At 64.5% G+C, this 24,054-nt stretch carries 23 protein-coding genes and 1 tRNA gene; 9 read left to right on the top strand and 15 right to left on the bottom strand.

What is annotated here, in order from left to right:
- Window positions 1-38: 38 nt before the first annotated feature.
- From XI03_RS09395 to XI03_RS09380, 4 genes are all read left to right on the top strand, one after another.
- Entirely contained in the window at window positions 39-914 is an 876-nt protein-coding gene (locus tag XI03_RS09395; protein ID WP_028144645.1) for a ferritin-like domain-containing protein, read from the top strand.
- 487 nt (window positions 915-1,401) lie between these two features.
- On the top strand, window positions 1,402-2,421 hold the full coding sequence (locus tag XI03_RS09390; protein WP_028144644.1) for a TRAP transporter substrate-binding protein: 1,020 nt from the start codon (window positions 1,402-1,404) through the stop codon (window positions 2,419-2,421).
- A gap of 15 nt (window positions 2,422-2,436) precedes the next feature.
- The gene (locus XI03_RS09385; protein WP_271591943.1) at window positions 2,437-4,326 is read left to right on the top strand and encodes a TRAP transporter large permease; all 1,890 of its coding nucleotides are present in this window, start codon (window positions 2,437-2,439) and stop codon (window positions 4,324-4,326) included.
- 21 nt (window positions 4,327-4,347) lie between these two features.
- On the top strand, window positions 4,348-5,997 hold the full coding sequence (locus XI03_RS09380) for an acyl-CoA synthetase (protein WP_271591942.1): 1,650 nt from the start codon (window positions 4,348-4,350) through the stop codon (window positions 5,995-5,997).
- Window positions 5,998-6,110: 113 nt separating this feature from the next.
- Here XI03_RS09380 and XI03_RS09375 read toward each other — a convergent pair whose 3' ends face one another.
- The 6 genes from XI03_RS09375 to XI03_RS09350 form a co-directional block, all read right to left on the bottom strand.
- Window positions 6,111-6,908 carry an MBL fold metallo-hydrolase gene (locus tag XI03_RS09375; RefSeq protein ID WP_095424155.1) on the bottom strand — a complete coding sequence of 266 codons (798 nt, stop codon included), beginning with the start codon at window positions 6,906-6,908 and terminating at the stop codon, window positions 6,111-6,113.
- 13 nt (window positions 6,909-6,921) lie between these two features.
- The gene (locus XI03_RS09370) at window positions 6,922-7,698 is read right to left on the bottom strand and encodes a TatD family hydrolase (protein ID WP_038946785.1); all 777 of its coding nucleotides are present in this window, start codon (window positions 7,696-7,698) and stop codon (window positions 6,922-6,924) included.
- A gap of 12 nt (window positions 7,699-7,710) precedes the next feature.
- Window positions 7,711-9,729, bottom strand: coding sequence for a methionine--tRNA ligase (gene metG, locus XI03_RS09365; RefSeq protein ID WP_271591941.1), 2,019 nt, complete (start codon window positions 9,727-9,729; stop codon window positions 7,711-7,713).
- Between the two features lie 109 nt (window positions 9,730-9,838).
- Window positions 9,839-10,885: a DNA polymerase III subunit delta' gene (locus XI03_RS09360; RefSeq protein ID WP_271591940.1), complete on the bottom strand. Its 1,047-nt coding sequence runs from the start codon at window positions 10,883-10,885 to the stop codon at window positions 9,839-9,841.
- A complete protein-coding gene (gene tmk / locus XI03_RS09355; protein ID WP_028144637.1) occupies window positions 10,882-11,568 on the bottom strand; it encodes a dTMP kinase in 687 nt (228 codons plus the stop codon). Before tmk ends, XI03_RS09360 begins: the two co-directional genes overlap by 4 nt.
- Window positions 11,569-11,570: 2 nt before the next feature.
- Complete coding sequence (locus XI03_RS09350) at window positions 11,571-12,833, bottom strand: D-alanyl-D-alanine carboxypeptidase family protein (protein ID WP_271591939.1); 1,263 nt, start codon at window positions 12,831-12,833, stop codon at window positions 11,571-11,573.
- Window positions 12,834-12,985: 152 nt separating this feature from the next.
- Here XI03_RS09350 and XI03_RS09345 point away from each other — a divergent pair, with 152 nt between their 5' ends.
- Window positions 12,986-13,939, top strand: a complete 954-nt coding sequence (locus tag XI03_RS09345; protein ID WP_038970320.1) for an alpha/beta fold hydrolase — start codon at window positions 12,986-12,988, stop codon at window positions 13,937-13,939.
- Here the strand turns inward: XI03_RS09345 and XI03_RS09340 are convergent.
- On the bottom strand, window positions 13,936-14,862 hold the full coding sequence (locus XI03_RS09340; protein ID WP_271591938.1) for a septal ring lytic transglycosylase RlpA family protein: 927 nt from the start codon (window positions 14,860-14,862) through the stop codon (window positions 13,936-13,938). The genes XI03_RS09345 and XI03_RS09340 overlap by 4 nt on opposite strands.
- 790 nt (window positions 14,863-15,652) lie before the next feature.
- On the opposite strand from XI03_RS09340, the gene XI03_RS09335 reads away from it, so the two are divergent.
- Window positions 15,653-15,781 (top strand): hypothetical protein, encoded by a 129-nt coding sequence (locus XI03_RS09335; RefSeq protein ID WP_256379428.1) that lies wholly within the window; start codon window positions 15,653-15,655, stop codon window positions 15,779-15,781.
- 19 nt (window positions 15,782-15,800) lie between these two features.
- On the opposite strand, the gene XI03_RS09330 is transcribed toward XI03_RS09335, so the two are convergent.
- The gene (locus XI03_RS09330; protein ID WP_028144633.1) at window positions 15,801-16,091 is read right to left on the bottom strand and encodes a hypothetical protein; all 291 of its coding nucleotides are present in this window, start codon (window positions 16,089-16,091) and stop codon (window positions 15,801-15,803) included.
- A 158-nt stretch (window positions 16,092-16,249) separates the two neighbouring features.
- Here XI03_RS09330 and XI03_RS09325 point away from each other — a divergent pair, with 158 nt between their 5' ends.
- Complete coding sequence (locus XI03_RS09325) at window positions 16,250-16,828, top strand: TIGR00645 family protein (RefSeq protein WP_271591937.1); 579 nt, start codon at window positions 16,250-16,252, stop codon at window positions 16,826-16,828.
- A gap of 17 nt (window positions 16,829-16,845) precedes the next feature.
- Here the strand turns inward: XI03_RS09325 and XI03_RS09320 are convergent, their stop codons facing one another.
- Complete coding sequence (locus XI03_RS09320) at window positions 16,846-17,166, bottom strand: DUF1476 domain-containing protein (RefSeq protein WP_038970337.1); 321 nt, start codon at window positions 17,164-17,166, stop codon at window positions 16,846-16,848.
- Window positions 17,167-17,424: 258 nt separating this feature from the next.
- Here XI03_RS09320 and XI03_RS09315 point away from each other — a divergent pair, with 258 nt between their 5' ends.
- Window positions 17,425-17,649 carry a hypothetical protein gene (locus tag XI03_RS09315; RefSeq protein WP_028144631.1) on the top strand — a complete coding sequence of 75 codons (225 nt, stop codon included), beginning with the start codon at window positions 17,425-17,427 and terminating at the stop codon, window positions 17,647-17,649.
- A gap of 58 nt (window positions 17,650-17,707) precedes the next feature.
- Here XI03_RS09315 and XI03_RS09310 read toward each other — a convergent pair whose 3' ends face one another.
- The 3 genes from XI03_RS09310 to XI03_RS09300 form a co-directional block, all read right to left on the bottom strand.
- Window positions 17,708-17,899, bottom strand: a complete 192-nt coding sequence (locus tag XI03_RS09310) for a hypothetical protein (protein WP_028144630.1) — start codon at window positions 17,897-17,899, stop codon at window positions 17,708-17,710.
- A 131-nt stretch (window positions 17,900-18,030) separates the two neighbouring features.
- On the bottom strand, window positions 18,031-18,750 hold the full coding sequence (locus XI03_RS09305) for an endonuclease/exonuclease/phosphatase family protein (protein ID WP_038946790.1): 720 nt from the start codon (window positions 18,748-18,750) through the stop codon (window positions 18,031-18,033).
- Window positions 18,750-20,783 carry a VTT domain-containing protein gene (locus tag XI03_RS09300; RefSeq protein WP_271591936.1) on the bottom strand — a complete coding sequence of 678 codons (2,034 nt, stop codon included), beginning with the start codon at window positions 20,781-20,783 and terminating at the stop codon, window positions 18,750-18,752. Before XI03_RS09300 ends, XI03_RS09305 begins: the two co-directional genes overlap by 1 nt.
- A 268-nt stretch (window positions 20,784-21,051) precedes the next feature.
- Between XI03_RS09300 and XI03_RS09295 the strand changes: the two genes are divergently transcribed.
- Entirely contained in the window at window positions 21,052-21,660 is a 609-nt protein-coding gene (locus XI03_RS09295; RefSeq protein ID WP_271591935.1) for a hypothetical protein, read from the top strand.
- 202 nt (window positions 21,661-21,862) lie between these two features.
- On the opposite strand, the gene XI03_RS09290 is transcribed toward XI03_RS09295, so the two are convergent.
- The 3 genes from XI03_RS09290 to XI03_RS09280 form a co-directional block, all read right to left on the bottom strand.
- On the bottom strand, window positions 21,863-22,606 hold the full coding sequence (locus XI03_RS09290; protein ID WP_050995549.1) for a cation transporter: 744 nt from the start codon (window positions 22,604-22,606) through the stop codon (window positions 21,863-21,865).
- 228 nt (window positions 22,607-22,834) lie between these two features.
- Entirely contained in the window at window positions 22,835-23,578 is a 744-nt protein-coding gene (locus XI03_RS09285) for a DUF7168 domain-containing protein (protein WP_271591934.1), read from the bottom strand.
- Window positions 23,579-23,627: 49 nt separating this feature from the next.
- Window positions 23,628-23,717: transfer RNA gene (locus XI03_RS09280), tRNA-Ser, on the bottom strand.
- Between the last annotated feature and the right edge of the window lie 337 nt (window positions 23,718-24,054).

The raw sequence follows: 24,054 nt of genomic DNA, 5'->3' as shown, positions 1-24,054 counted from the left end.
CGGAACCGGTTCAGAAATCTGCATGTGGAGTCCTTGGTATGCCATTCCTACGCACATCATTGCTCAGTGCTGAGCCCGCAGGTGTATTGGAATCTCTCGACGAGCTCTTTGCGCTAGCGCATGCAATGGAGCAGGAAGCCGCCAACAGGTACGAATCTCTCGCGCAAGACATGCGCGGGCAGGGCAAGGCTGATCTCGCCGAGGTATTCACTAAGCTCGCGGCCGCCGAGCGCGAGCACGTGGACAGCGTCACGCAGTGGTCGCAATCGCGCCGCGGCAAGAGCCCGGATCCCGCTTTGGTGCGTTGGGAAGCGCCGGAAGCCCTTGCCCCGGAAGCTGCCGCCGAAGTCAAGACATCGCGGCTGATGACACCGTACCGCGCGCTCGCCATGGCGGTCCGCAACGAAGAGCGAGCCTTCGCATTCTGGTCCTATCTCGCCGCCTATTCCAAGGACCCTGACATCAAGAGAGCATCCGAGGCGATGGCCAGGGAAGAGCTCGGCCATGTCGCGACGCTGCGGAAGGAGAGGCGCCGCGCCTATCATCTCGAACACGAACGGAGCAGCGCCGACGCATCGACACCTCGGCCGCCACAAATCGATGCGCGGCGGCTCGAGCTTCGCCTGATTGCTCAACTTGGCGATATCGAACGGCGCCTGAGCGGGCCGGCCGCGGTCCGGACACGGGACATGCGCCAACAGACGATCGCGATGGCCGACGCCGCCGCGGGCCTCGGCAGCTTTCCGGCCTCCATGGAACGAAAGGATCCACTGGAGATCGCCGAAGCCCTGGTCGACGGCTACCTCGACGGCGCCGAGCGGTCGAGCGACGCAGCCCACCTCGAAAGCCTGCAGCACCTGGCCGAGCGCGCGATCTCGAGACTGGCCTGGCTGCGATCGCTTGCGGCGGAGTGACGCGCTTACGGCAACAATCAAGGCTGCCGCAGTTCAGAGCCGCATGGCCGCTCGGCCGGGGCAGTGGCCGCAGGTCCTTCGGCGGCGGAGCAGACACCAGGTGTGGCGATAGGCGCTCAGCTCAGGCGAGATCTGACTGGCAGGCCGCGTACGGCCATAGCCCAATCCGTAATTCGCATAAGGTATATTATGGAATATTTTTATGTGCAATTGGATCAATTGTTTAGGCGGAACTCCTGTCATCGCACCTTCGCCCTCGCGCGATTTTCGGTTCGGGCCTCGACGCTACCCCGGTTCTCGACGGCTCCTGTGCATGGGGTCGTTTTTCAGATTTTGAATCCGGCCCATCTCTGCGAAAGCCGATATTGCCGGGACCTTGTCCGGCTGCAATAAGCGAGGCCTCGCGAGATCGCAGATGACCTTCAGGCCTTCCGTCCGTATAGGTTTGCGTCTCAGAACAACAACAAACTTCCGAGGAAGCAGACCCATGAGTTTTTCCCGACGCACGCTTCTCAAGGCCTCCGCCGCGACCGCGGTCCTGGGCGGCATCGGTGCGCCCCATGTGGCCCGCGCCCAGAGCGCCGAGTTCACCTACAAATACGCCAATAACCTGCCGGACACCCATCCGCTGAACGTACGCGCCAAGGAGATGGCGGCGGCGATCAAGACCGAGACCAACGGCAAGTTCGACCTCCAGATCTTCCCGAACAACCAGCTCGGGTCCGACACCGACATGCTGAGCCAGATCCGCTCCGGCGGCGTCGAGTTCTTCACGCTATCGGGCCTGATCCTGTCGACCCTGGTGCCGGCGGCCTCAATCAACGGCATCGGCTTCGCGTTCCCGGACTACGACACGGTCTGGAAGGCCATGGACGGCGACCTCGGCGCCCATGTCCGCGGCGAGATCAAGAAGGCCGGCCTCGAGGTCATGGACAAGATCTGGGACAACGGCTTCCGCCAGACCACCTCGTCGAGCAAGCCGATCACCGGCCCTGATGACCTCAAGAGCTTCAAGATCCGCGTGCCGGTGTCGCCGCTGTGGACCTCGATGTTCAAGGCGTTCGACGCGGCGCCCGCCTCGATCAATTTCAGTGAGGTCTATTCGGCGCTCCAGACCAAGATCGTCGAAGGCCAGGAGAACCCGCTGGCGATCATCTCCACTGCCAAGCTCTACGAGGTGCAGAAGTACTGCTCGCTGACCAACCACATGTGGGACGGCTTCTGGTTCCTGGCCAACCGCCGCGCCTGGGAGAAGCTGCCGCAGGACGTGCGCACCGTCGTCGCCAAGAACATCAACGCCGCTGCCGTCAAGGAGCGCGAGGACACCGCCAAGCTCAATGCCAATCTGCAGCAGGAGCTCGCGGCCAAGGGCCTGACCTTCAATCAGCCCACTGTGGCGCCGTTCCGCGACAAGCTGCGGACCGCCGGCTTCTATGCCGAGTGGAAGGGCAAGTATGGCGATCAGGCCTGGGACCTCCTGGAAAAGGCCGTCGGCAAGCTGTCGTAACGCGTTGGGGCCATCATGGCTCATGTCGAGGTCGAGGTGACCGCAGTGGTGGGCGAGGCGGCGTTTCAGTCCCCTCGCCGACCTTCCGTGCTGGCTTCGGTCGAGCGCATGCTCGGTCTCATCGTCGAAATCCCGGCGGCGATCCTGGTCGTCGCCGAGATCGTGATCCTGTTTGCAGGCGTAGTCGCGCGCTACGGCCTGCACCGGCCGCTGATCTGGTCGGACGAGCTCGCCTCGATCCTGTTCCTGTGGCTCGCCATGCTGGGCGCAGCGGTGGCGTTCCGCCGCTCCGAGCACATGCGTATGACCGCGATCGTCGCCAGCGCCAAGCCTGCCATGCGGGCCTATCTGGATCTGGTCGCGACCTCGGCGGCGCTGGCGTTCCTGGTCCTGATCGTCTGGCCGGCCTGCGACTACGCCTACGAAGAGAGCTACATCACGACGCCGGCGCTGCAGATCTCCAATATGTGGCGCGCCGCCGCGCTGCCGGCCGGCATCGGGCTGATGGCGGCCTTTGCCTTGTTGCGACTGCTGCGCGCGGCCGATTACCGGATGGTCGCAGCTGCCGTCGTCAGCGTTGCCGTCATCACCGGCCTGTTCTGGCTGGCGGAGCCGTTGCTGCGGCCGCTCGGCAATCTCAACCTCATCATCTTCTTCGTCGGCGTCGCCGGCTTCTGCGTCTTTGCCGGCGTTCCCATTGCGTTCGGCTTCGGCCTTGCGATCTTCGGCTATCTCGCGCTGACCACGCGCACGCCAGTCATGGTGCTGGTCGGGCGGATGGACGAGGGCATGAGCCACCTCATCCTGCTCTCGGTGCCGCTGTTCGTGTTCCTGGGGCTCCTGATCGAGATGACCGGCATGGCGCGGGCCATGGTGGCGTTCCTGGCGAGCCTGCTCGGCCATGTCCGCGGCGGCCTGCATTACGTCCTGGTCGGCGCCATGTACCTGGTCTCGGGCATATCAGGCGCCAAGGCCGCGGACATGGCGGCCGTTGCGCCCGTGCTGTTTCCGGAGATGAAACAACGCGGCGCCAAGCCCGGCGATCTCGTCGCGCTTCTGGCAGCGACCGGAGCCCAGACCGAGACCATTCCGCCGAGCCTCGTGCTGATCACGATCGGCTCGGTGACGGGCGTCTCGATCGCCGCCCTGTTCACCGGCGGCCTGCTGCCCGGCGTCGTGCTCGCGATCACGCTCTGTATGCTGGTGTGGTGGCGCTACCGCCACGAGGACATGAGCCATGTCCGACGCGCCAGCGGTGGCGAGATCGGCAAGACGTTCTTCGTCGCCCTGCCCGCGCTGGCGCTGCCCTTCGTGATCCGCTACGCCGTGGTCGAGGGCATCGCGACCGCGACCGAAGTCTCCACCATCGGCATCGTCTATGGCGCCCTGGTCGGCCTCCTCGTCTACCGCCGGTTCGACTGGTCGCGGCTGTTTCCGATGCTGGTCGAGACCGCGGCGCTGTCGGGCGCCATCCTGCTGATCATCGGCACGGCGACCGGTATGGCCTGGGGCCTGACCCAATCAGGCTTCTCGCGCTCGCTGGCGGCGGCCATGACCGGTTTGCCCGGGGGAGCGGCGACCTTCATCGCCGTGTCGATCCTGGCCTTCACCATCCTCGGCAGCGTGCTGGAGGGCATCCCGGCGATCGTGCTGTTCGGTCCGCTGCTGTTTCCGATCGCCCGGGCCGTCGGCGTGCACGAGGTGCACTACGCCATGGTGATCATTCTCGCCATGGGCATCGGACTATTCGCCCCGCCCTTCGGTGTCGGCTATTATGCCGCCTGCGCCATCGGACGCGTCGATCCGGCCGAAGGCATCCGCCCGATCTGGGGCTATCTGCTGGCGCTGCTGGTGGGATTGATCATCGTCGCGATCTTCCCGTGGATCTCGATCGGATTCCTTTGAGGCGTTTGACGGAGGGTGTCGATGAGTGAGCGGCAGAACCAGTACAATATCGGCCTCGACAGGACACCCGCCAATTACGTGCCGCTGAGTCCGCTCAGCTTCCTCGCGCGCAGCGCCGCCGTCTATCCCGATCATGTCAGCTCGGTCTATGAGGGCCGCAGCTTCACCTGGGCACAGACCCATGAGCGCTGCAGGCGCTTCGCGTCCTGGCTCGCGCGCAGGGGCATCGGCGTCGGCGATACCGTGGCGGCGATGCTGCCGAACATCCCGGCGATGAACGAGGCGCATTTCGCCGTGCCCATGACCGGCGCCGTGCTCAACGCGCTCAACATCCGCCTCGATGCGCCTTCGATCGCATTCCAGCTCGACCATGGCGGCGCGAAGATCATCCTGGTCGATCCCGAGTTCTCGGGCGTCATAAGTGACGCGCTGGCGCAGATGAGCGGGCCAAAGCCATTCGTCGTCGACGTCGACGACGCATCGTTCAAAGGCGGCAGTCGCATCGGCGAGATCGAATATGAAGCGGCAGTCGCGGAAGGTGATCCTGCGTTCAAGGCGATTCCGCCAAAGGACGAGTGGGATGCGATCGCGCTGAGCTACACCTCGGGAACGACCGGAAATCCCAAGGGCGTCGTCACCCATCATCGCGGCGCCTATCTCAACGCCGTCAGCAACATCCTTGCCGGCAATCTCGGCCAGCATCCGGTCTATCTCTGGACGCTGCCGATGTTCCACTGCAACGGCTGGTGCTTCCCCTGGACTATCGCGGCGGCCGCCGGCATCAATGTCTGCCTGCGCAAGGTCGAGCCGACCAGGATCTTCGAGCTGATCAAGAGCCGCGGCGTCACCCACATGTGCGGCGCGCCGATCGTCTACAACACGCTGATCAACGCACCCGATGCGCCCAAGGGCGGTGCGGCCCGCCGCGTCGTCGGCCTGATCGCCGGCGCCGCGCCGCCGGTCGCGGTGCTCGAAGGTGCAGAGAGCATCGGCATCAAGCTGACCCATGTCTACGGCCTGACCGAGGTCTACGGCCCCGCCTCCGTCTGCGCCGAGCAGCCCGGCTGGGACGAGCTTCCGCCGGCCGAGCGCGCGCGCATGAAGCGCCGGCAGGGCGTGCCCTACCCGCTCGAGGAAGGCGTCACCGTCATCGATCCGCAGACGATGCAAGAGGTGCCGCGCGACGGCGAGACCATCGGCGAGGTCATGTTCCGCGGCAACATCGTGATGAAGGGCTATCTCAAGAACGAGAAGGCGACCAGGGAGGCCTTCGAGGGCGGCTGGTTTCACACCGGCGATCTCGGCGTGCTCGACGAGCACGGCTACGTCATCATCAAGGACCGCTCCAAGGACATCATCATCTCCGGCGGCGAGAACATTTCGTCCGTCGAGGTCGAGGACATCCTCTACAAGCATCCGGCCGTGCTGTTTGCCGCCGTGGTCGCAAAGCCCGATCCGAAATGGGGCGAAGTGCCCTGCGCCTTCGTCGAGTTGAAGGACGGCGCCAGCGCGAGCGAAGCCGACATCATCGCGTTCTGCCGCAGCCACATGTCGGGCTTCAAGACACCGAAGGCCGTCGTGTTCGGGCCGATCCCGAAAACGTCCACGGGCAAGATCCAGAAATTCCTGCTGCGCAACGAAGCGGGATCGGCGAAGGCGATTACGGACTGAGCTGATTTCCCATTTCAAAATGCGGATCGACGCCGGCGGCGCCGAGAAGTGTCGGCAGCGTTGAGGCTCCCGCTCCATTGCCGGCGAGGCCGTATCGCGCCAGGCCGGTGCGCTCAGCGCGTCTCGAGCCGCAGCCCGTCAAAAGCGGGCACGACGCCCGCGGGTAGCGATTGCCGGATCACTTCGTAATCGACGTCGGCCGTCATGTTGGTGATGACCGCGCGCTTCGGCTTGAACCGTTCGATCCAGGACAGCGCGTCGTTGATGCTGAAATGGCTGACATGGTTGGTGTAGCGCAGACCGTCGACGATCCAAAGGTCCAAATTCTCCAGCGCACCCCAGCTCTCGCGCGGGATGTCGTTGAGGTCGGGTGTGTAGGCCGCATCCCCGATGCGGTAGCCGAGCGCGGGAATGTTGCCGTGCTGCACCAGGAAGGCCGTCATCGTCACGGCGCCGCCCTTCCCCAGAACGGTCTGGCTTTCGCCAGCTTCGATCGAATGCCGCGTCAGGATCGGCGGATAGTCGCTGCCCTCCGGCGAGATGAAGCAATAGGAGAACCGCGACAGGATGTCCTTGGCCGTCGACTGGTTGAAATAGGTCGGGATACGACGGCGCATGTGCATCACGACCGAACGCAAATCGTCCATGCCGTGGGTCTGATCGGCGTGCTCATGCGTCAGGAACACCGCGTCGATGTGATCGACATTGGTCGAGAGCAATTGCTCGCGCAGATCCGGCGAGGTGTCGATCAGGATGCGCGTGGTGCCGTGCTCGGAGGTCCGTTCGACCAGCAGCGAGCAGCGGCGGCGGCGGTTCTTGGGATTGTTGGGATCGCAGGCACCCCAGCCGAGCGCCGGGCGCGGCACGCCGGCGGAGGAGCCGCAGCCCAGGATCGTCAGCGTCAGCGTCATGCGGCTCCCGGTTTCAAGCTTTCACCTTCGAGAACAGGCGGAAGAAGTTTTCGCTGGTCTGGCGCGAGATCTCGTCAAGCGACACGCCGCGCGTCGCGGCCAGCACTTTTGCGACCTCGACTACATGAGCGGGCTCGTTGCGTTTGCCCCGGAACTTGCCGGGCGCAAGATAGGGCGAGTCCGTTTCGACCAGAATGCGATCGGCCGGCAGTTCGGCCGCCAGCGCCCGCAAGGTCTCCGATTTCTTGAAGGTCAGGATGCCCGTGAAACCGATATAGAGCCCGAGTGACACCGCTTTCAGCGCGAGCTCGCGCCCGCCGGTGTAACAATGCAGCACGGCGCGAAACGCCCCCTTGGCCGCCTCCTCTTCCAGGATGCGCGCGCAGTCCGCGTCGGCCTCGCGGGTGTGGATCACCAGCGGCAGGCCGGTGGTGCGGGCGGCGGCGATGTGGGCGCGAAAGCCCCTCGCCTGCGCCTCTGGCGAGCCGTTGTCGTAGAAATAATCGAGCCCGGCCTCGCCGAGCGCGACGACTTTGGGATGCTCCGTCAACGCGACCAGCTCGTCCGGCGCGATACCGTCCTCCTCATCCGCGTTATGTGGATGAGTGCCGACCGAGCAGTAGACATCGTCATAGCGTTCAGTGATGGCCAGAAGCTGGTCGAGCTTCCGGACCCGGGTCGAGATCGTGACCATGCGGCCGATGCCGGCCGCGCGTGCCCGCGATACGATCCCGTCGAGATCTTCCGCAAAATCCGGAAAATCCAGATGGCAGTGGCTGTCGACCAGCATCGCGCAAACGTCCTAGGCTGCCGGCTCGATGTAGCGCGGGAACGCCGGCGTTGGCGCCGGCAGGGTCGAGCCGGGTGCGATGCGCTTGGAACCGCCGAGCATGACGAAGTTGCGCTCCCCGTCCGGGATGCCGAGGCTGTCGAGCAGCAATCCTGAAGCGGTCGGCATCGCTGGCTGCGCCAGGATCGCGATCTGGCGCACGACTTCGGCCGTGACGTAGAGCACCGTCTTCTGCCTGGCCGGGTCGGTCTTGGCGAGCGCCCACGGCGCCTCGCCCGCGAAATAGCGGTTGGCCTCCGCAACCACGGCCCAGACGGCGTTGAGCCAGTGATGGATCTGCTGCGTTGCCATGGCCTCGCGCGATGCGGCGACCATGCCGTCGGCCATCGCCAGGATTGCCTTGTCGTTGGCGCTGAATTCGCCGGGCTCGGGCAGCACGCCGCCGAGTTGCTTGGCGATCATCGACAGCGAACGCTGCGCGAGGTTGCCAAGATCGTTGGCGAGGTCGGCGTTGATGCGCGCCACGATGGCCTCGTGGTTGTAGTTGCCGTCCTGTCCGAACGGCACCTCGCGCAGGAAGAAATAGCGCACCTGGTCGACGCCGTACTGGTCGGCAAGATTGAAGGGATCGACGACGTTGCCGACCGACTTCGACATCTTCTCGCCCCTGCTGAACAGGAAGCCGTGGGCATAGACCCGCTTCGGCAGCGGGATGCCGGCCGAAAGCAGGAACGCCGGCCAATACACCGCGTGGAAACGGATGATGTCCTTGCCGATGATGTGCACATCGGCCGGCCAATAGCGCCAGTTTTTGTCGCTCTCATCGGGGAAGCCGACGCCGGTGATGTAGTTGGTCAGCGCGTCGACCCAGACATACATCACGTGCTCTTCGTCACCGGGCACCTTGACGCCCCAATCGAAGGTGGTGCGCGAGATCGAGAGATCACGCAGGCCGCCTTTGACGAAGCTCACCACCTCGTTCTTGCGGGAATCCGGCCCAACGAAGTCAGGCTGATCCGCGTAAAGCTTCAACAGCTTGTCCTGATAGGCCGACAGGCGGAAGAAATAGCTCTTCTCCTCGACCCATTCGACCGGCGTGCCCTGCGGGCCGAGCCGGACGCCGTCATCGTTCAGGCGCGTCTCATCCTCGGCGTAATACGCCTCGTCCCGCACGGAATACCAGCCTGCATAGATGTCGGCATAGATATCGCCGTTCGCTTCCATGCGCCGCCAGATCTCCTGGCTGGAGCGATGATGCTGCTCCTCGGTGGTGCGGATGAAGCGATCGAACGACACGTTCAGACGCTCGTCCATCTCCTTGAAGCGACCGGCATTGCGGGCAGCGAGCGCGGATACGGCCATGTTCTCGCCGGCCGCCGTCTGCACCATCTTCTGGCCGTGCTCGTCGGTACCGGTCAGGAAGAACACGTCCTTGCCGTCGAGCCGCGCAAAACGCGCCAGCACGTCGGTCGCGATCGCCTCATAGGCGTGGCCGATATGCGGACTGCCGTTGGGATAGGCGATGGCGGTCGTGATGTAGAAGACATTGTCGCGCGCGGGGGCGGCAACGGGCGCGGCAGCCTTTGGTGCGGCTGCGGGCGCTGCGGCTTGCGGAGCTGCAGCGGGCTTCGGCGCGCGCGGGGCCTTCGGCTTGGCAGCCTTCGGCGGCGTGGCGGCGGGGGCCGGCGCTGCGATCACAGGCGCGACCACCCTCGCCTTCTTGGCCACCGTCTTCGCAGGCGACTTGGCGGGGGTCTTGGCTGATTTGTTGGCTGGCTTCTTGGCGGCCTTCTTCACAGCCTTCTTGGCGACAGCCGGCTTCTTCGCAGCCTTCTTGACCGCCTTCTTTGCCGTCTTCACGGCGCTCTTCTTCGCGCCCTTCTTGGCCGTGGCCTTCTTGGTCTTCTTGACTTTCTTGGCCGCCTTGGCGTTGGCCTTGGACGCGCGCGCCTTCACGGCCTTCTTTGCGGCTTTCTTCGCAGCCTTGTTGCGGCCCTTGCCTTTAGCAGTTTTCTTAGCTCGCGTTGCCACGACGAATTCCTTTACCGGCTTCTCGAAATCTGGAGACGAACCTGGGTTCGATTATTGATTTGCGCATGATCTTTCGGAAAACCGCTGCGCACTGTTCCGGATCATGCTTTTAGCGCGTTGCGTCCGCCAGCCAGCCGAACACCGAGAAAACCAAGGGCTTTCGTTCCAGATTGTAGGTTTCGGTGTCGCGCGCGGCGCGGACGATCTTTTCCCATACCTCGGCTAGGCGCGCAAGGCGCGGCAGGTTCTGGTTGGCATTGGCCTCGTCCGCATGCAGGCGTTCCGCGATCCAGCGATCGATGCCGTCGATGAAGGCCGCGAGCGCGACGCGGTCACTGGTGCCGAGCGAATCGCCGAGCGTGTGCAATTCGCGCGGATCGACCTGCGGCAGGCGCGCGAGCAGCGCCGCCGTGCGCTGCTGGAGCTTGAGCGCGTCGCCGCCGAGGAGAGTCAGAGTCCGTGCAACGCTGCCCTCGGAGGCCTCCGCCGCCTCGCGCAGCGCTGGATCGTTCGGATCGAGCTCGGCCGCCGACGCCGCCGCCCCGATCACATCATTCGTGGCGAGCGATCGCAGGCGAAGCTTGCGACAGCGCGACTGGATGGTGGCGAGCACGCGCGCGGGCGCGTGGCTCACCAAGAGGAACAGCGATTGCTGCGGCGGTTCCTCGAGGATTTTCAACAGCGCGTTGGCCGCGTTCGGATTGAGCTCGTCGACGGTATCGACGATGCAGACGCGCCAGCCTTCGGCCGCGGCAGTCGAGCCGAAGAAGCCGATCGTCTCGCGCGTCTCGTCCACGGTGATCACGGTGCGCATCACGCCGCGATCGTTGGCGGTACGCTCCAGCGTCAGCAGGCCGCCATGCGAGCCGGCCGCCACCTGCCGCGCCACGGCGTCATCGGGATCGATCGCGAGGTCTTCGGCGCGCTGCACGGAAGGCGCAAGCGGCTGGCCATGGGCTAGCACGAAGCGCGCCATGCGATAGGCCAGGGTCGCCTTGCCGATGCCCTGCGGCCCGCCGATCAGCCAGGCGTGAGGGATGCGGCCGCTGCGATAGGCCGTCAACAGCGCGGTCTCCGCCTCGCGATGACCGAACAGTTTCGATGTCTCGCGCGGATGCGGAATGCCGGTTTCGCGCTCGGTCTGACGCGGGCTCATACGGAAACCACCGAGGCTGGCGTGGGAAGAAGACGATCGCGCAGCGCGGTCCAAACACGGCCTGCAACCGTGTCAGGGTCGGAATTGGCGTCGATCAGCACGCAGCGTGCGGGATCGTCCTCGGCAATCTTGCGATAGGCCTCGCGCAGGCCCTGGTGGAAGCTCAGCTTCTCGCCCTCGAACCGGTCCGGCGTGCCACCGCCCCGGCGCGCGGCGGCGCGTTGCAGGCCGATCTCGACCGGCAGGTCGAGGATGATGGTGAGGTCCGGCTTGAGATCGCCGATCGTGACCCGCTGCATCGCGTTGATCAGGCCCTCAGGCACTTGGCCGAGGCTACCCTGATAGGCCCGCGTCGAGTCGGCGAAGCGGTCGCACAGCACCCAGGTGCCCTGGTTGAGCGCAGGCAGGATCACGGTGCGGACATGGTCATCGCGCGCAGCGGCAAACAGCAGCGTCTCCGCCTCGGGGCCGAGCAGCCTGCCCATGCCCGACAGCACCAGATGACGCATGATCTCGGCGCCCGGCGAGCCGCCCGGCTCCCGGGTGACGCGGATGCGGAGCTTTGCCGCCTTGAGACGGTCGGCGAGCTTTTTGATCTGGGTCGACTTGCCGGTGCCCTCGCCGCCTTCAAAGGTGATGAAGCGTCCGCGTCCGGACGGCCGCTGTGGCGCGCTCTCACTCATGATCAGAGCTTCTCGGCGCCTGCGCGGAACATGCCGATCACGAGCTCGCTGGCGCCGTCGATCGCGCGTCGCACGGTCGAGCCGGTGCCGATCGCTTCGGCCGCATAGACCGGCGTCTCCACCGCGATGTTGCCGCTGCGCCAGACCTTGACCACGCCGACCCGTTGGCCGGCCTCGACCGGCGCCCGCACCGGACCGCTATAGACGACGCGCGCAATCAGCTTGTCGCTGCCGTTCTTGTGCACCATCACCTTCACCGGAGTCTTGGCGACGAGCTTGACCGAACGGCTCTCGCCGCCGAACACCTTGGCGTAGCCGACCGGCTGCTCGGCCGCGATCAGCGTGCGGGTCTCGAAATTGCGGAAACCCCACTCCAGCATTTTCTTGGCTTCCGTGGCGCGATCCTCGGGATCTTCCAATCCGTTGACGACGACGATCAGCCGCGTGCCGTTCTGCACGGCCGAGCCGACCATACCGTAGCCGCCCTCTTTCGTATAACCGGTCTTCAGGCCGTCGGCGCCTTCCATCGAGTTGAGCAGCGGATTGCGGTTGGGCTGGCGGATCTTGTTCCAGGTGTACTCCTTCTCGCCGAACAGTTTGTAGAATTCGGGGAAGTCCAGGATAATGTGCCGGGCGAGGATTCCGAGCTCGCGCACCGTCATCTTGTTGGCGGGGTCGGGCAAGCCGTTGGAGTTGCCGAAGGTCGACTTGGTCATGCCGAGCTCACGCGCGCGCTTGGTCATGAAGTCGGCCGCGAAGATCTTCTCGTTGCCGGCCATGGCCTCGGCAAGCGCGATGCAGGCATCGTTGCCGCTCTGGATGATCGCGCCGTGCAGGAGATCGTCGACCGAGACCTTGCTGTTGATGGCGGCAAACATGGTCGAGCCGCCCGAGGGCGCGCCGCCCCGGCGCCAGGCATTCTCGCTGATCCGGTACTCGTCGGTGAGCTTGATGTCGCCCTTCTTGATGGCATTGAAGACGACTTCCGCCGTCATCAGCTTCATCATGCTGGAGGGCGCGCGCAGCTCGTCGGCGTTCTTCTCGAACAGCACGCTGCCTGAGGAGGCCTCGATCAGGATCGCAGTCGGGGCATCGCCGTCGAAGCCGGCATCGTCCGGCTTCTTGGCCCCCTGAATGCTCTGGTTGGCGGCCAGAAGTGCCCCGCTCCAGCCGACGCCCACGACCAGAACCGTCGCGATCAGCCCGCGCACCAGCGCCCTCGCGGTGAAGCGGCTGCGACGAAGCGAAGAAGGACGAAATGCCATGGCCAAGCCCTGAGAGCGGCGTTCTAACAGCTGGAACCGGTGCGAACAACACGACGTTGGACGCCTGCCGCGAGATTGCACGATTCTCGCCGCGCCCCTATCGTGGCGCCTTATGTTTCTCGACCAAACCCCTGAAACAAGGCGGAAAAGCGATGTCTTCCACCCGCGTGATCAAGGCCAACGGCATCGATCTCTTCATCCGCGAAGCCGGCCAGGGTCCGCTGGTCGTTCTGTGCCATGGCTGGCCGGAGCTGTCCTATTCCTGGCGCCACCAGATCCCCGCGCTCGCCGCGGCCGGGTTTCACGTCGTCGCCCCCGACATGCGCGGCTACGGCCAAAGCGCCGCGCCGCCTGAGGTTGCCGCCTACTCGATCTTCGATACGGTCGGCGACGTGGTCGGCCTGGTGCAGGCGCTCGGCGAGACCAAGGCGATGGTGGTCGGCCACGATTGGGGCGCGCCGGTCGCCTGGCACGCGGCGCTGTTCCGGCCGGACATCTTCACGGCGGTCGCCGGCCTTAGCGTGCCGCCGCCGTTCCGCGGCCGCGGCAAGCCGCTCGACCTCTTGCGCCAGGGCGGCGTCACCAATTTCTACTGGCAGTACTTCCAGGCGCCCGGCGTCGCCGAGGCCGAGCTGGAACGCGACGTCGCCCGCACCATGCGCATCGTGCTCGGCGGACGCGGCCTTGCCGATCCCACCGCCGCCATGTTCGTGCAGGAGGGCAAGGGCTTTCTCAGCCACGCGACCGCTGAGGAGACGCTGCCCGCCTGGCTCGGCGAGGCTGATCTGGCCTATTTCACCGAGAGCTTCCGCAAGTCCGGCTTTCGCGGCGGGCTGAACTGGTACCGCAACATCGACCGCAATTGGGAGCTGACGGCGCCCTGGCAGGATGCGCAGATCCATCAGCCCTCGTTGTTCATCGCCGGCTCCAGGGACGCCGTCATCACCGGCCTGATCGGCGCCAAGCGCGTCAACGAGCTCGAGCGCGTGCTGCCCAATCTGAAGCGAAAGCTGATCATCGAGGGCGCCGGCCATTGGGTGCAGCAGGAACGGCCCGACGAGGTGAACGCGGCGCTGGTGCAATTCCTGAACGAAAGCGCAGTCTAGTAGAGCCCGCGGCCGCTCAGGATGCTGCGGGCCTCGGCAGCGCCGTCGGCCGACGACGGCGCGTTCTCCGCCGCGTAGCGGCCGTCCTCTTCATAGGACACGGCGCGGGCGTTGTGGACCGCCCGGCCCCGGCTGCGGCTCGAGGCCGACATTTCCGAGGTCGCGTTGAGCGAGGCCATGTCCGCGGAGGTGGTGCCGAGATTATAGGGCCGCCCCTCCGGCATCGGCACGTCGCCGCGAATGGCACCGCGGCTCGATCCCGGCAATTCCGGCACGAAGGGCTTGGCCGAGGCGACCCGGACCATCGAGGGCGACGGCGCCGGAACGCCGGTGCGCAGGGTCGCCAGAAGCTGGCGGTCGTCGGAGCCTTCGAGCGGCGCCCGGCCGACATATTCGACGCGGACCTTGGCGACGCCATTGCCTTTGAATTCAAGCAGTTCGGCCGCCTTGTTCGAGACGTCGATGAGGCGGTTGCCGTGATAGGGCCCGCGGTCATTGACGCGCACGATCAGCGACTTGCCGTTCGAGACATTGGTCACCCGCGCATAGGACGGCATCGGCAGGGTCGGATGCGCCGCGGTCAGCGAGGTCATGTCGAACACTTCGCCATTGGCGGTCAGGCGGCCGTGGAAGTCGTCGCCGTACCAGGACGCCATGCCCTCGGCGCGATAGTTGACGTCTTCCTCCGGCACGTAGGTCCGGCCCGCCACGACATAGGGCTTGCCGACGCGGTAGGTGCCGCCGCCCTTCGGGACCGGATCCCCCAACGCCACGACCCGGGGGCTCGAGGACACGCCGTATTTCGGATCGACGCGGCTGGCGAATTTGTTGGAGGAGGCGCAATTGGCAAGCGCAACGCAGGCCGCGGCCGCCGCAGCACCACGCGCGGCCCGCAAAACCGAATCTGACCGACGGATCCCCATGCGCCCCAAATACCACTTTGCCGGAGGCGTACCCAACCCGCTTTGGCCACGGGGAGCGCTGTCCGGTCCTCTAATCCGAGGCGGCCCACCACCGCGTCGGAAGCGGTAACGATAACGCAACCCGAACACGGCGGAAATGGGGAGCCCACAGCGATCCCGCCGGGATGGTAAACGAGACGTTCGCATTTTTCCGTTGTTCTACGGAGCGATGGCACCGGCTCTGTGCCACGGCTGGACATTCTGTTGCGCCAAATCCTCACTCCACCCCCATTGTCGCTGCCTTCACTGGAATTCTTTTGACTGTGCAAGGCCGCACGCGTTCTCTCGGATGCAAGGGCGGGATTTGGAATTTAACGATGATCGAGACGGTTTCGGCACTGATGGGTCTGGTAAGCGCGGGGATCTTCCTGGCCCATGCGTTTGAAGGTTACCGCACGAGGGCCTGAGGGCACTCGCGCGATCGGCAAGCATCACCTCTTTCAAGCGGCGCGTTCGGACAATTTTGATCGATCCGACCGAGCATCGAAAACGAGAGCGGCAGGTGTCACATGCGCAACCATGACCTGGTATCTGACGGCTTCCTGGCATTGACCGCCGGCGGCTTGGTCCTGCTCTGCTCGAGCCTCGTGGCACTGGCGTTCGCCTGAGCCCCGCTCCGCTTCGTTACCCTCCAGCACAGCTCCATCAGGCGCATCAGGCGCCGATGTCCCGCTCCCAATCTGTTGATTGAATTCCCGCGTTCGCTGCCTCGACTCATTTCCAGAGGCCATCACCAACGAGGGTGACGCGAATGCTTGCCGAGAAATTCTTCCTGGTCCTGGAATCCCTGATCCGCGGCGACCGCTCCTATCCCGACGGCAGCCCCCGGGTCATCAGCACCTCCCCGCACGTGCCGGTCAGGCTGCCGGCGCAGAAATAGCCGGCGTCAGGCGCCGCTCTCAGCGCAGGCCCAGCACGGAGCGACGATAGAAGCCGTCACGGGCCTCGTTCAGGCAGACGAAGCTGCCGTCGAACCCCTGGCCGTACCGCTTCTGACCCTTGCGGTAGTAGATGCCCTTCCTGAAGTCGAGCCAGACCACCTTGTCGTGCGGGCAATGACGCTGCGCCTGCGCCTCGTAGCGAAACGGCGTCAGCGGTGTCGCCGAGACCTCCGCGGTGCCCGCGCCGATCATGATCGCGCCGGCGAGCGCGATGCCGCCGGACCATCTGCGAAAGCCGCTCCTCGTCACTCCCCGCCTCCCGATCCACATCGTCGCGCGATGGCCGTTCGGCACGCTAGCACGAAATGGCCAGGTCCGCCGAAGGCGAGACACGCGGGGCGTCTTCCGCCGGCCATGTTGTCGGGCTAGATGAAAGCGATCGTTTCGATTGCGAGGATGCAGCCTGAATGTCGGTTGAGCCTTCACCCCAATCCGAACCCCGTTCGCCCCCGCCGCGCCTGGGCCTGCTGCCGATGATCATCTTCGGCTCGCGCTGGCTGCAGCTGCCGCTCTATCTGGGACTGATCGTGGCGCAGTGCGTCTATATCGCGCTGTTCCTGAAAGAGCTCTGGCACCTCTCCTGGCACGCCCTCGATCTCACCGAGCAGCAGATCATGATGAGCGTGCTGGCGCTGATCGACGTCGTGATGATCTCCAATCTGCTGGTGATGGTGATCGTCGGCGGCTACGAGACGTTCGTCTCGCGGCTCGACCTGCAGGGCCATCCCGACGAGCCGGAATGGCTCGGCCACGTCAATGCGAGCGTCCTCAAGATCAAGCTCGCCATGGCCATCATCGGCATCTCCTCGATCGCGCTGCTGCGCACCTTCATCGAGGCCGGCAATCTCGGCTCGAACCGCGCCGGCTTCACCGAGACCGGCGTGATGTGGCAGGTGCTGATTCACCTCACCTTCGTCGTTTCGGCGATCGGCATTGCCTATGTCGACAAGCTCGGTGACTCCGGCACGCGCAAGCAGGCCGAGTGAGGTTACCAACGTCGGCCTTATTGCTTGTCCACTTCGAGCTGCGCCAGCGCCTGGTGCAGGCACTCCTGAAGCTTCAGCGCGACCTGCTCACGCGCGATGCCCTTGGCGGCGAGATCGCCTGACACCTTGTCCACGACATCGGCGATCGCCCGGCTCTCCAGATGGTCCGTCACCAGCGTGGTTGCGTAGCTTGCCGCGGCATCGCCGCTGAGCCCGAGCTGGCCTGCAGCCCAGAGCCCGAGCAGCTTGTTGGACCGGGCGGTGGCCTTGAACATGAACTCCTCGTCGTGGACGAATTTGGCCTCAAAGCCCTGCTCGCGCTTGTCGAACGTGGTCATGGTCAGCTCCATTTGCACTTGCGCTGATGGGTGTCGGACTGGCTGGGGGCGAACGTCTCCGTGCTTCACGTCAGTTCGGATCAGTTGAAGCTTCCGGCGGAAGCCAGACGCCGTCAAGCCTGCCGATGCGCCCCCGCGCCGGGCGCGTGCATGGCCCGCACAAGCCCGGCGCCAGCCGACTTGGCTAGGCAGAGACCGTTTACCGATCGTTAAGCAGACTCAGCGCCGCATGGCTTGGGGCATACCGAGAGCTGACGCATGAACAAAGAGCTGCGGGAGTTTCGACGGCTTGAACGGGTCTGCCTGGAGCAGGCCGCCCTCTCCACCATGGACCTCGCGCGAAGCGGGCTGCTCAAAGTCGCCGACGATTGCCGCATCGCAGCCGAAGCCATCGAAGCGCAATCGCCCCGTGGCGCGTTCACCGGTGCCGTCCAGGCGCTGAGGCTGGCCTGGAGCGCGACGAGGACGCCGAACAGGCACTAGCCGGCGGCATCGCCCGGACAGATCGCGTCAGAATATTGCCGGAGGGACCCGCACAGGATCAGGCCTTCGCCGCCGCCGCCTCGCGCGCCAGCCGTTCGGCCCTCAACCGCTCCTTGTTGGCGTAAAACGCCTTCTGCGCCTCTTCATGGTCGCGCATGGCCTTTTCGGCCTCGATCCGGCGTGCCGCATCGCGCGCCTGGCGCTGCTCGGGGGTCAGGGGTTTGCGTCGGAAGGAAAGGTCTTCAGTCATGCGGAGACAACGCAGACGCGGCGAAAGGGTTCCATAAGGTGGACCCCGCGGACCCGCAAATTGGAACTCGAGCTGTTCGCCGCCCGAAGGCCGCTCCAGCAAATATCGAAAAACAACCCCATGCACAGTAGCTATGCTATTGGACAATAAAGATTTTCTTGGGTTCTCGAAGGCCCCTGGATCTCAACATCGGCAATGACGGGCAGATGGTCCGAGAAGGCTCTCGCCTCCACGTCGGTCCAGACCTTCTCGATCCGGCTATCAGACGTCGCATAAATCCGGTCAAGCCGCATAAGGGGTAGGCGCGATGGGAAGGTGCGCAGCCGCGTACGGTTGGGGCAGGCCTGCGCGAGCACCCGCCGCACCGACTTGACCCAAAACCAATCGTTGAAATCGCCGAGGACGACGGTCCTTCCGGGTTTCACCAGGCTCACCAGGGTTTGTGCCTGGGCATACCGCTCGTGGATGCTCAGGCCGAGATGCGTGGCAACCACGCGCACGTCACCGACCGGCGTCAGGAGGCCAGTGGCAATGGCCCTGCGCGGCTCGCGCTCCCGATACGACACGTCGACGATTTCGGGCACCCCGGAGAACGGAAAGCGGCTCAGCAGCATCTGACCGTAGTCGCCATCCGCAGTGACAATCGACTTGGCGTGAACGCGGTGATCGCCGACGACACTCGCCAGCTTCGCAAACGGATCGTCGGACCTCGATCGCGAATCCACCTCCTGAAGCGCGACGACATCAGGGGCCCATTTGCGAAGGATGGAGCAGACCCCCTCCAGATCGAACTTCGGATTGAGATTGAACGTGCCGTGCACATTCCACGTCATGAAACGCACCGGGGCCATCAGCGCCTCCCGGCGAGCCAGGTCGCGAGGAATTGCGCGCCCGCGCAGACGCCGAGCCAGCCCAGGAACGCCAGCACCAACAGCAACATGCTGCTCCAGGATGCATTGCGGGCCAAATCCGCGATCTGAGCCCCCAGCACGGCCATGGCAAGAATACCAGGCGTCATGCCAAGCAGGGTTCCGAGCAGGAAGTCGCGTAAAGGCAGCGTGCTCGCGCCAGCCACGACATTCACGACCGAGAACGGTGCGATGGGAATCATCCGGATGACGACGACAGCCAGGACGCCCTTGCCGACAACGCGGTCCTGGATCCGCGCGGCGCGTCGTCCGAGCAACTGCTGGAGCCGCTGCCGTCCGAGGGCGCGCCCGATCACGAAAAGGATGAAGGCGCTGAGCAAGACACCGGCGATCGCCGTGGCAAAACCCAGCCATGGCCCAAGCGCGGCAGCCGTTGCTGCAATGAGCACGAGCACCGGAAACACCACCAGCCCGCCGACGACAAAAGCCGCGATTGCGAGTGGCGGCCCCCAGACGGACTGGGAATAGGTCGACAGCAAATTCGAGATGCGGCCCGTGTCGGCGAAATCGCCCAAGGAGGTGTACGACCAGGCTATCGCCAAGCCAAAAAGCGACACGGCGATCGATAAGATCCCGATGACGGTCTTCGTGCTCCACATGCGCGATGCCGCCCGCTCGAGATGAAGGGGCCGCTCAGGGTCCGCCACCGGCTGAACCATCGTGGCAAGGGTGCTGGTCAGGACTGAGGCTTCCACTGCCCGCAGCGTCTTCGGGCCATCGGCTTTCGACACCTCGTCCATAAGAGCAAGAAGACGATCGTCGTTTTGCCTGACGCTCTGTTCGTCGAGGCCACAAAAATGGGCTATCAGGCGATGCCTAACTGAAGCGACGGACTCCCGATGTTCGTCGGATACGGCTTCAAAGATCAGATCACATTCGCTGTCGGCGCCCATCGACCGGTTGTTCAAATTGGCCGAGCCGATCCTCAAGATCCTGTCATCGACGATCATGAGCTTGCTGTGCACCATCACGGCCGCTTGCTTGTCTCCCTCTCGTGAGACCGGGTAGACGAAGCGGATGCGATCTGCCACGCCGGCCTCGCTGAAGCAGTCGACGAACGCGCCGCGGCCATTCTGCATGGCCTGGGATTCCAGCCACGAGGAATGCAGTTTTGGAGCGACGACCAGAACCCGGAGCGACGGCACGCGCTGCATCTGCTCCGCCAACTCACGCGCGATCTTGATGGCGCTGGTGAACTGGTTCTCGATGTAGATAAAACTCGTCGCGGAACGGATCGCTGCAATCAAGGAGCGTTCGATCTCCCTGATGGTCGAACCTGCAGGACAGACCACCTCGGTCCGGGCGATCCCAACCGGCATGAGCTCAGCCTCGACCGGAACATCCGCCGGCCAGCGCATCCCCTTTTGCGCACGCCGATCCTGTATTTGTTGGCCTGCCGCACGCCAGCGCTCCTCGGCCAGCTCGAACAGCGAGGCGGCAGCATCCCCGTCGACCACGCATTGAACATCATGAAACGGCGGGTATGGCTTGCCCTGGGGGTCGCAGCGCAGTTCGTGATCGGCGCGATGGTCGCTCGTGTCCCAGCGCCTGATCGTCAGATCGAGCCCGCCGACGAACGCCAGCGAACCATCGATACAGACGATCTTCTGGTGCTGGGCCGAACCGAACGGAAGCGTGGAGTCCAGATGAAATCGGACGCGGCCGTCCGTGTCGGCGGTGAATTTGGCCGCGGAATTCCATTCCCGTTCGGAGGCGTAGAACGAGACGAAGTCCCAGACGAGAATGTTGATCCGCAGGTCCGGCCGGCGGTGCACGAGGGCGCGCAGAAATGGGCCGAGCAGTTCCGGCAAGCCGTCGTCCGCCCGCCCCGACGCTCCGACCAGCCGGGTCTCGCTGTGGATGTCCCACCCGATGATGTAGACGATACCTTCCGCCGCGAGCAGCGCCTCGCGCAGGGCCGCGAAATAAGCGGCAGCATCGTTCAGAACCGCCACGTGCCGCGCCTTGCACCGCCGCCAGACGGTGTCGCCGGGGATCAGGGTGGATGAGCTCTGAAGCAGGTGGACCTCGCAATCGCATTCGCGTCTAAACGCGCTGAACGCTCAAGGGGTTCCACAAATCCAGGAGGTCGAGGTCTGGCGCTGGGTCTGCGCTGTGCGAAGCCGCCGTCGCAATTTCGTGAGATCACGATCATTGAGACAGGTCAATACGAGCAAGCCGAAGCTCTGGGAACCTGCCGTCGGCAAGCAGATGGAGACGGCCATGTCACAGCAGAGCAGCATGCACTTCTACCTCAATTGGGCCAAGGAGCGGATCGACGAGATGGACGCCGCATTAGCCTCGTTCGAGGTCAAGGCCGGTCAGGCCAAGGCAGAGTCCAAGGTGAAGACGGATCAACTTCTGTCCGATCTGACGACGCGCCGTGACGCGTTTCAGGCGATGCTCAAGACCCAGGCGCAAGCAGGTGAAGCCGCCTGGACGGACGCCAAGGCCGACCTGGAGAAGCAGTGGGCTGGATTCGAGGCCCAGGTGAAAACCTACTTCGAAGGCGCCGGAAAACAGTTCGAGCAGCAGCAGGCCACCTTCAAGGACGTTGCAGCGGCCCAGGCAAAGGCGTGGCGCGAAGCGGCGGACAAATTCCGCGAAGCCGCGGGTAAAGTGGCCTCAGCTCGCACCGTCGATGTCGATGCCGCGCTCAAGCAGATGAAATCCGATGCGTCCGAAGCAGAAGCGCGTCTGCAGAAGCTGAAGCAGGCCGGCAGCGAATCCTGGTCGGTCCTGAGCGCCGCGCTCGCCGAATCCCGCAAGGCGTTCGACCAGGCGAACCAGGCCGCCTGGAACGCGCTGAAGGGCGGCGATCCGAAGAGCTGAGGCTTTCTCTCCAGTCGAGCTGCCCGTCAGAACAGACGGGGGGCTCAAGCGTGTGGGGCCACGGCTGCGCGAGGAAGGGTGCAGATCATCCGCCTTCCTCGTACGCTTTGGTCAATGCTCAGGTGTTCAAGAGGCGCACGTTCTAGGCATCACTGTTCATGTTGGCGGACAAGCTTCCAATCTTAATTAGCCGCCCGAGTTGTCAACGAGCGGCAGCGGTCTGCTGGCTTGCGGAGTTATCCGCGTTGAACTCGCTCCAAGCCTGTCGGAGTATCTGGATCGAGGAGGTCAGGAAGATGCCACCCATCACGGCAGCGACGAGGAGGTCGGGCCAAGCTGTGTCGGTCCCCCAAACGCCCAAGGCGGCGACCATCACGATCACGTTGCCTATTGCGTCGTTTCGCGAGCAGAGCCAAACAGACCGGACGTTCGCGTCCCCATCCTTGTACGGCCTGAGCATCAAGACCGAACCGAGATTGGCCGCAAGAGCAAGAAATCCAATCACTCCCATGACTTCTGCTTTTGGCGTACCGAGAATGAGCGTTTGGTAGACAGTCGACCCGACAACCCAGAGCGCCATCACGCTGAGAGAGAGACCCTTGAAAAGGGCGGCTGTAGCTCGGCGTCGCAGGCTCGCCCCGATCACGGCCAAGCTGAGCCCATACGTCACCGTGTCACCAAGAAAATCCAGAGCATCGGCTTTCAGCGCCTGTGAACCTGCCAATTGCCCAGCAAGCATCTCGATCAAGAACATCGAGCCGTTGACAGCGATTACCGTCCAGAGGACCCGCTTGTACGTGGGGTCCATTCCGTCGAAGACCGGAACACCGCCGGAACAACCACACGCCGCCTCTGCGGACCCGCACTCTGTGCGCCGAACAGGTTCGAGGTTCAACGGTGGGGGGCTGCAGCAAGAGCCGCTCTGTTCGCAGCAGTCCGTCGCCATGATGTCGGTCCTCACTTCGTGCCGAACCTACCAGCTACTGACGCTTCGCGGTAGCTGCTGTTCCACTTCGAGTCCGGTGCCGGCTGCGCGACGAAGTCGCTACCGCCCCTCGTCGCTTCCGCTCTCACAGTCTCCGCCGAATTACGGTGACGCTGCATGTTATCAGCACGCCGGCAGCATAGACGACCGACATCGCCATGCTCTCGACTCCGGCCGAAGCCGCGCCCCTCAGCTTCCCTTGCGAGCGGTCTCTGACTGCGACTCGCCAAGGCCGGGATTGATGGCCAGCGACGCGCCGGCGGCGCCGCCGGCTTCATAGGCCGTCATCGACACCATCCGGCTGGTGCTGCGCGCGGTCCGGAGCTTGAGGTCGAGCTTGTCTAATTCTGCATCGACCACCGAGGTCTTGAGGACGACCAGCCCGCGACCGGTGCTTTCGTTGACCTGATCGCGACTGGCCTTCATCGCCACCAGCCTTTGCGCGATGGACGCCACCATCCCGAGCGCGAAGGAGGCATTGGCCAGATGCCGCTCCTGGTGCCGGAACCGGGCGTAGTCGACCGACGTCTTGAAGCGGCCAAGTTCGGCGCGCACGGCGCCGTCGATCAATTCAGCCAGATAATGCGCGACCTCGACATCCGCGCCGAGACCGAAGAACACATAGATGTTCTCGCCGACTGCGTTCTTCTCGCGCCAGACCCGACAATCGCAGAAATGAGCGATCGCGCCGATGCAGTCGTCGAGCGGAATTCGCTTCTTGCCATGGGTCTCAAAGACCCTCCGTTCGCACGGCGAGGCGCGCAGCTCGACGTCGGAGAGCGACAAATCGTGGCGATCCAGCAGCTCGGCAACCTTGGCGGCGGCAGACAGGGCCTCGTCCTCGGTACAGCCATTGGCGATGGTCTTGGCGCGCAACGCCTGAATGCGGAGCTTGAGCTTGCCGAGCCCGTCCGGATTTAACGCCTGGTCCACCGATCACCTGCTCGGGAAAGCCCGACCGAGAGACCCCGTTCGGATAGACTGGCGGAAGGGGTGGGATTCGAACCCACGGTACCCTTGCGGGCACGCCGGTTTTCAAGACCGGTGCCTTAAACCACTCGGCCACCCTTCCCTCGTAACAATGCCAGGGAGTTAGCTTAGCTTTGGACTGAGCGCAACGCGAACTTGGACCCAATTTGGACCGATCGGTACGATGCCGGCGGTCTCATGCCGATTGCCGATTCGCGTCCACAGATGCGGGCACCCGGGCTAGGGCCTACTTCGGCAGGCATTCGACGTTGTAGGCGATGATGATCTGAGCTGGATCCGCTTTACCCAAGCTCTTGAGATCCTCCAAGCCGCTTCGGAGCTTGGCGCCCGCCCCGCTCAAGCGTAACCGGCATGAGCTCCCACGTCCGCAGTGATCAGTGAGCGCGGGCGTAGCGGATCGGCATCCAGTATTGCCGCAA

It is taken from the genome of Bradyrhizobium sp. CCBAU 65884, from assembly GCF_028128835.1.
GTDB lineage: Bacteria > Pseudomonadota > Alphaproteobacteria > Rhizobiales > Xanthobacteraceae > Bradyrhizobium > Bradyrhizobium ottawaense.
Note: the sequence above shows the minus strand (reverse complement) of the source record. Positions and strands in the feature narration are given on the sequence as shown.

Excerpts from the sequence above, each read along its gene's own strand:
- XI03_RS09395 (WP_028144645.1), top strand. The coding sequence starts at position 39 with ATGCCATTCCTACGCACATCATTGCTCAGTGCTGAGCCCGCAGGTGTA.
- XI03_RS09390 (WP_028144644.1), top strand. The coding sequence starts at position 1,402 with ATGAGTTTTTCCCGACGCACGCTTCTCAAGGCCTCCGCCGCGACCGCG.
- XI03_RS09385 (WP_271591943.1), top strand. The coding sequence starts at position 2,437 with ATGGCTCATGTCGAGGTCGAGGTGACCGCAGTGGTGGGCGAGGCGGCG.
- XI03_RS09380 (WP_271591942.1), top strand. The coding sequence starts at position 4,348 with ATGAGTGAGCGGCAGAACCAGTACAATATCGGCCTCGACAGGACACCC.
- XI03_RS09375 (WP_095424155.1), bottom strand. The coding sequence starts at position 6,908 with ATGACGCTGACGCTGACGATCCTGGGCTGCGGCTCCTCCGCCGGCGTG.
- XI03_RS09370 (WP_038946785.1), bottom strand. The coding sequence starts at position 7,698 with ATGCTGGTCGACAGCCACTGCCATCTGGATTTTCCGGATTTTGCGGAA.
- XI03_RS09360 (WP_271591940.1), bottom strand. The coding sequence starts at position 10,885 with ATGAGCCCGCGTCAGACCGAGCGCGAAACCGGCATTCCGCATCCGCGC.
- tmk (WP_028144637.1), bottom strand. The coding sequence starts at position 11,568 with ATGAGTGAGAGCGCGCCACAGCGGCCGTCCGGACGCGGACGCTTCATC.
- XI03_RS09350 (WP_271591939.1), bottom strand. The coding sequence starts at position 12,833 with ATGGCATTTCGTCCTTCTTCGCTTCGTCGCAGCCGCTTCACCGCGAGG.
- XI03_RS09345 (WP_038970320.1), top strand. The coding sequence starts at position 12,986 with ATGTCTTCCACCCGCGTGATCAAGGCCAACGGCATCGATCTCTTCATC.
- XI03_RS09340 (WP_271591938.1), bottom strand. The coding sequence starts at position 14,862 with ATGGGGATCCGTCGGTCAGATTCGGTTTTGCGGGCCGCGCGTGGTGCT.
- XI03_RS09335 (WP_256379428.1), top strand. The coding sequence starts at position 15,653 with ATGCTTGCCGAGAAATTCTTCCTGGTCCTGGAATCCCTGATCCGCGGC.
- XI03_RS09325 (WP_271591937.1), top strand. The coding sequence starts at position 16,250 with ATGTCGGTTGAGCCTTCACCCCAATCCGAACCCCGTTCGCCCCCGCCG.
- XI03_RS09320 (WP_038970337.1), bottom strand. The coding sequence starts at position 17,166 with ATGACCACGTTCGACAAGCGCGAGCAGGGCTTTGAGGCCAAATTCGTC.
- XI03_RS09315 (WP_028144631.1), top strand. The coding sequence starts at position 17,425 with ATGAACAAAGAGCTGCGGGAGTTTCGACGGCTTGAACGGGTCTGCCTG.
- XI03_RS09310 (WP_028144630.1), bottom strand. The coding sequence starts at position 17,899 with ATGACTGAAGACCTTTCCTTCCGACGCAAACCCCTGACCCCCGAGCAG.
- XI03_RS09305 (WP_038946790.1), bottom strand. The coding sequence starts at position 18,750 with ATGGCCCCGGTGCGTTTCATGACGTGGAATGTGCACGGCACGTTCAAT.
- XI03_RS09295 (WP_271591935.1), top strand. The coding sequence starts at position 21,052 with ATGTCACAGCAGAGCAGCATGCACTTCTACCTCAATTGGGCCAAGGAG.
- XI03_RS09290 (WP_050995549.1), bottom strand. The coding sequence starts at position 22,606 with ATGGCGACGGACTGCTGCGAACAGAGCGGCTCTTGCTGCAGCCCCCCA.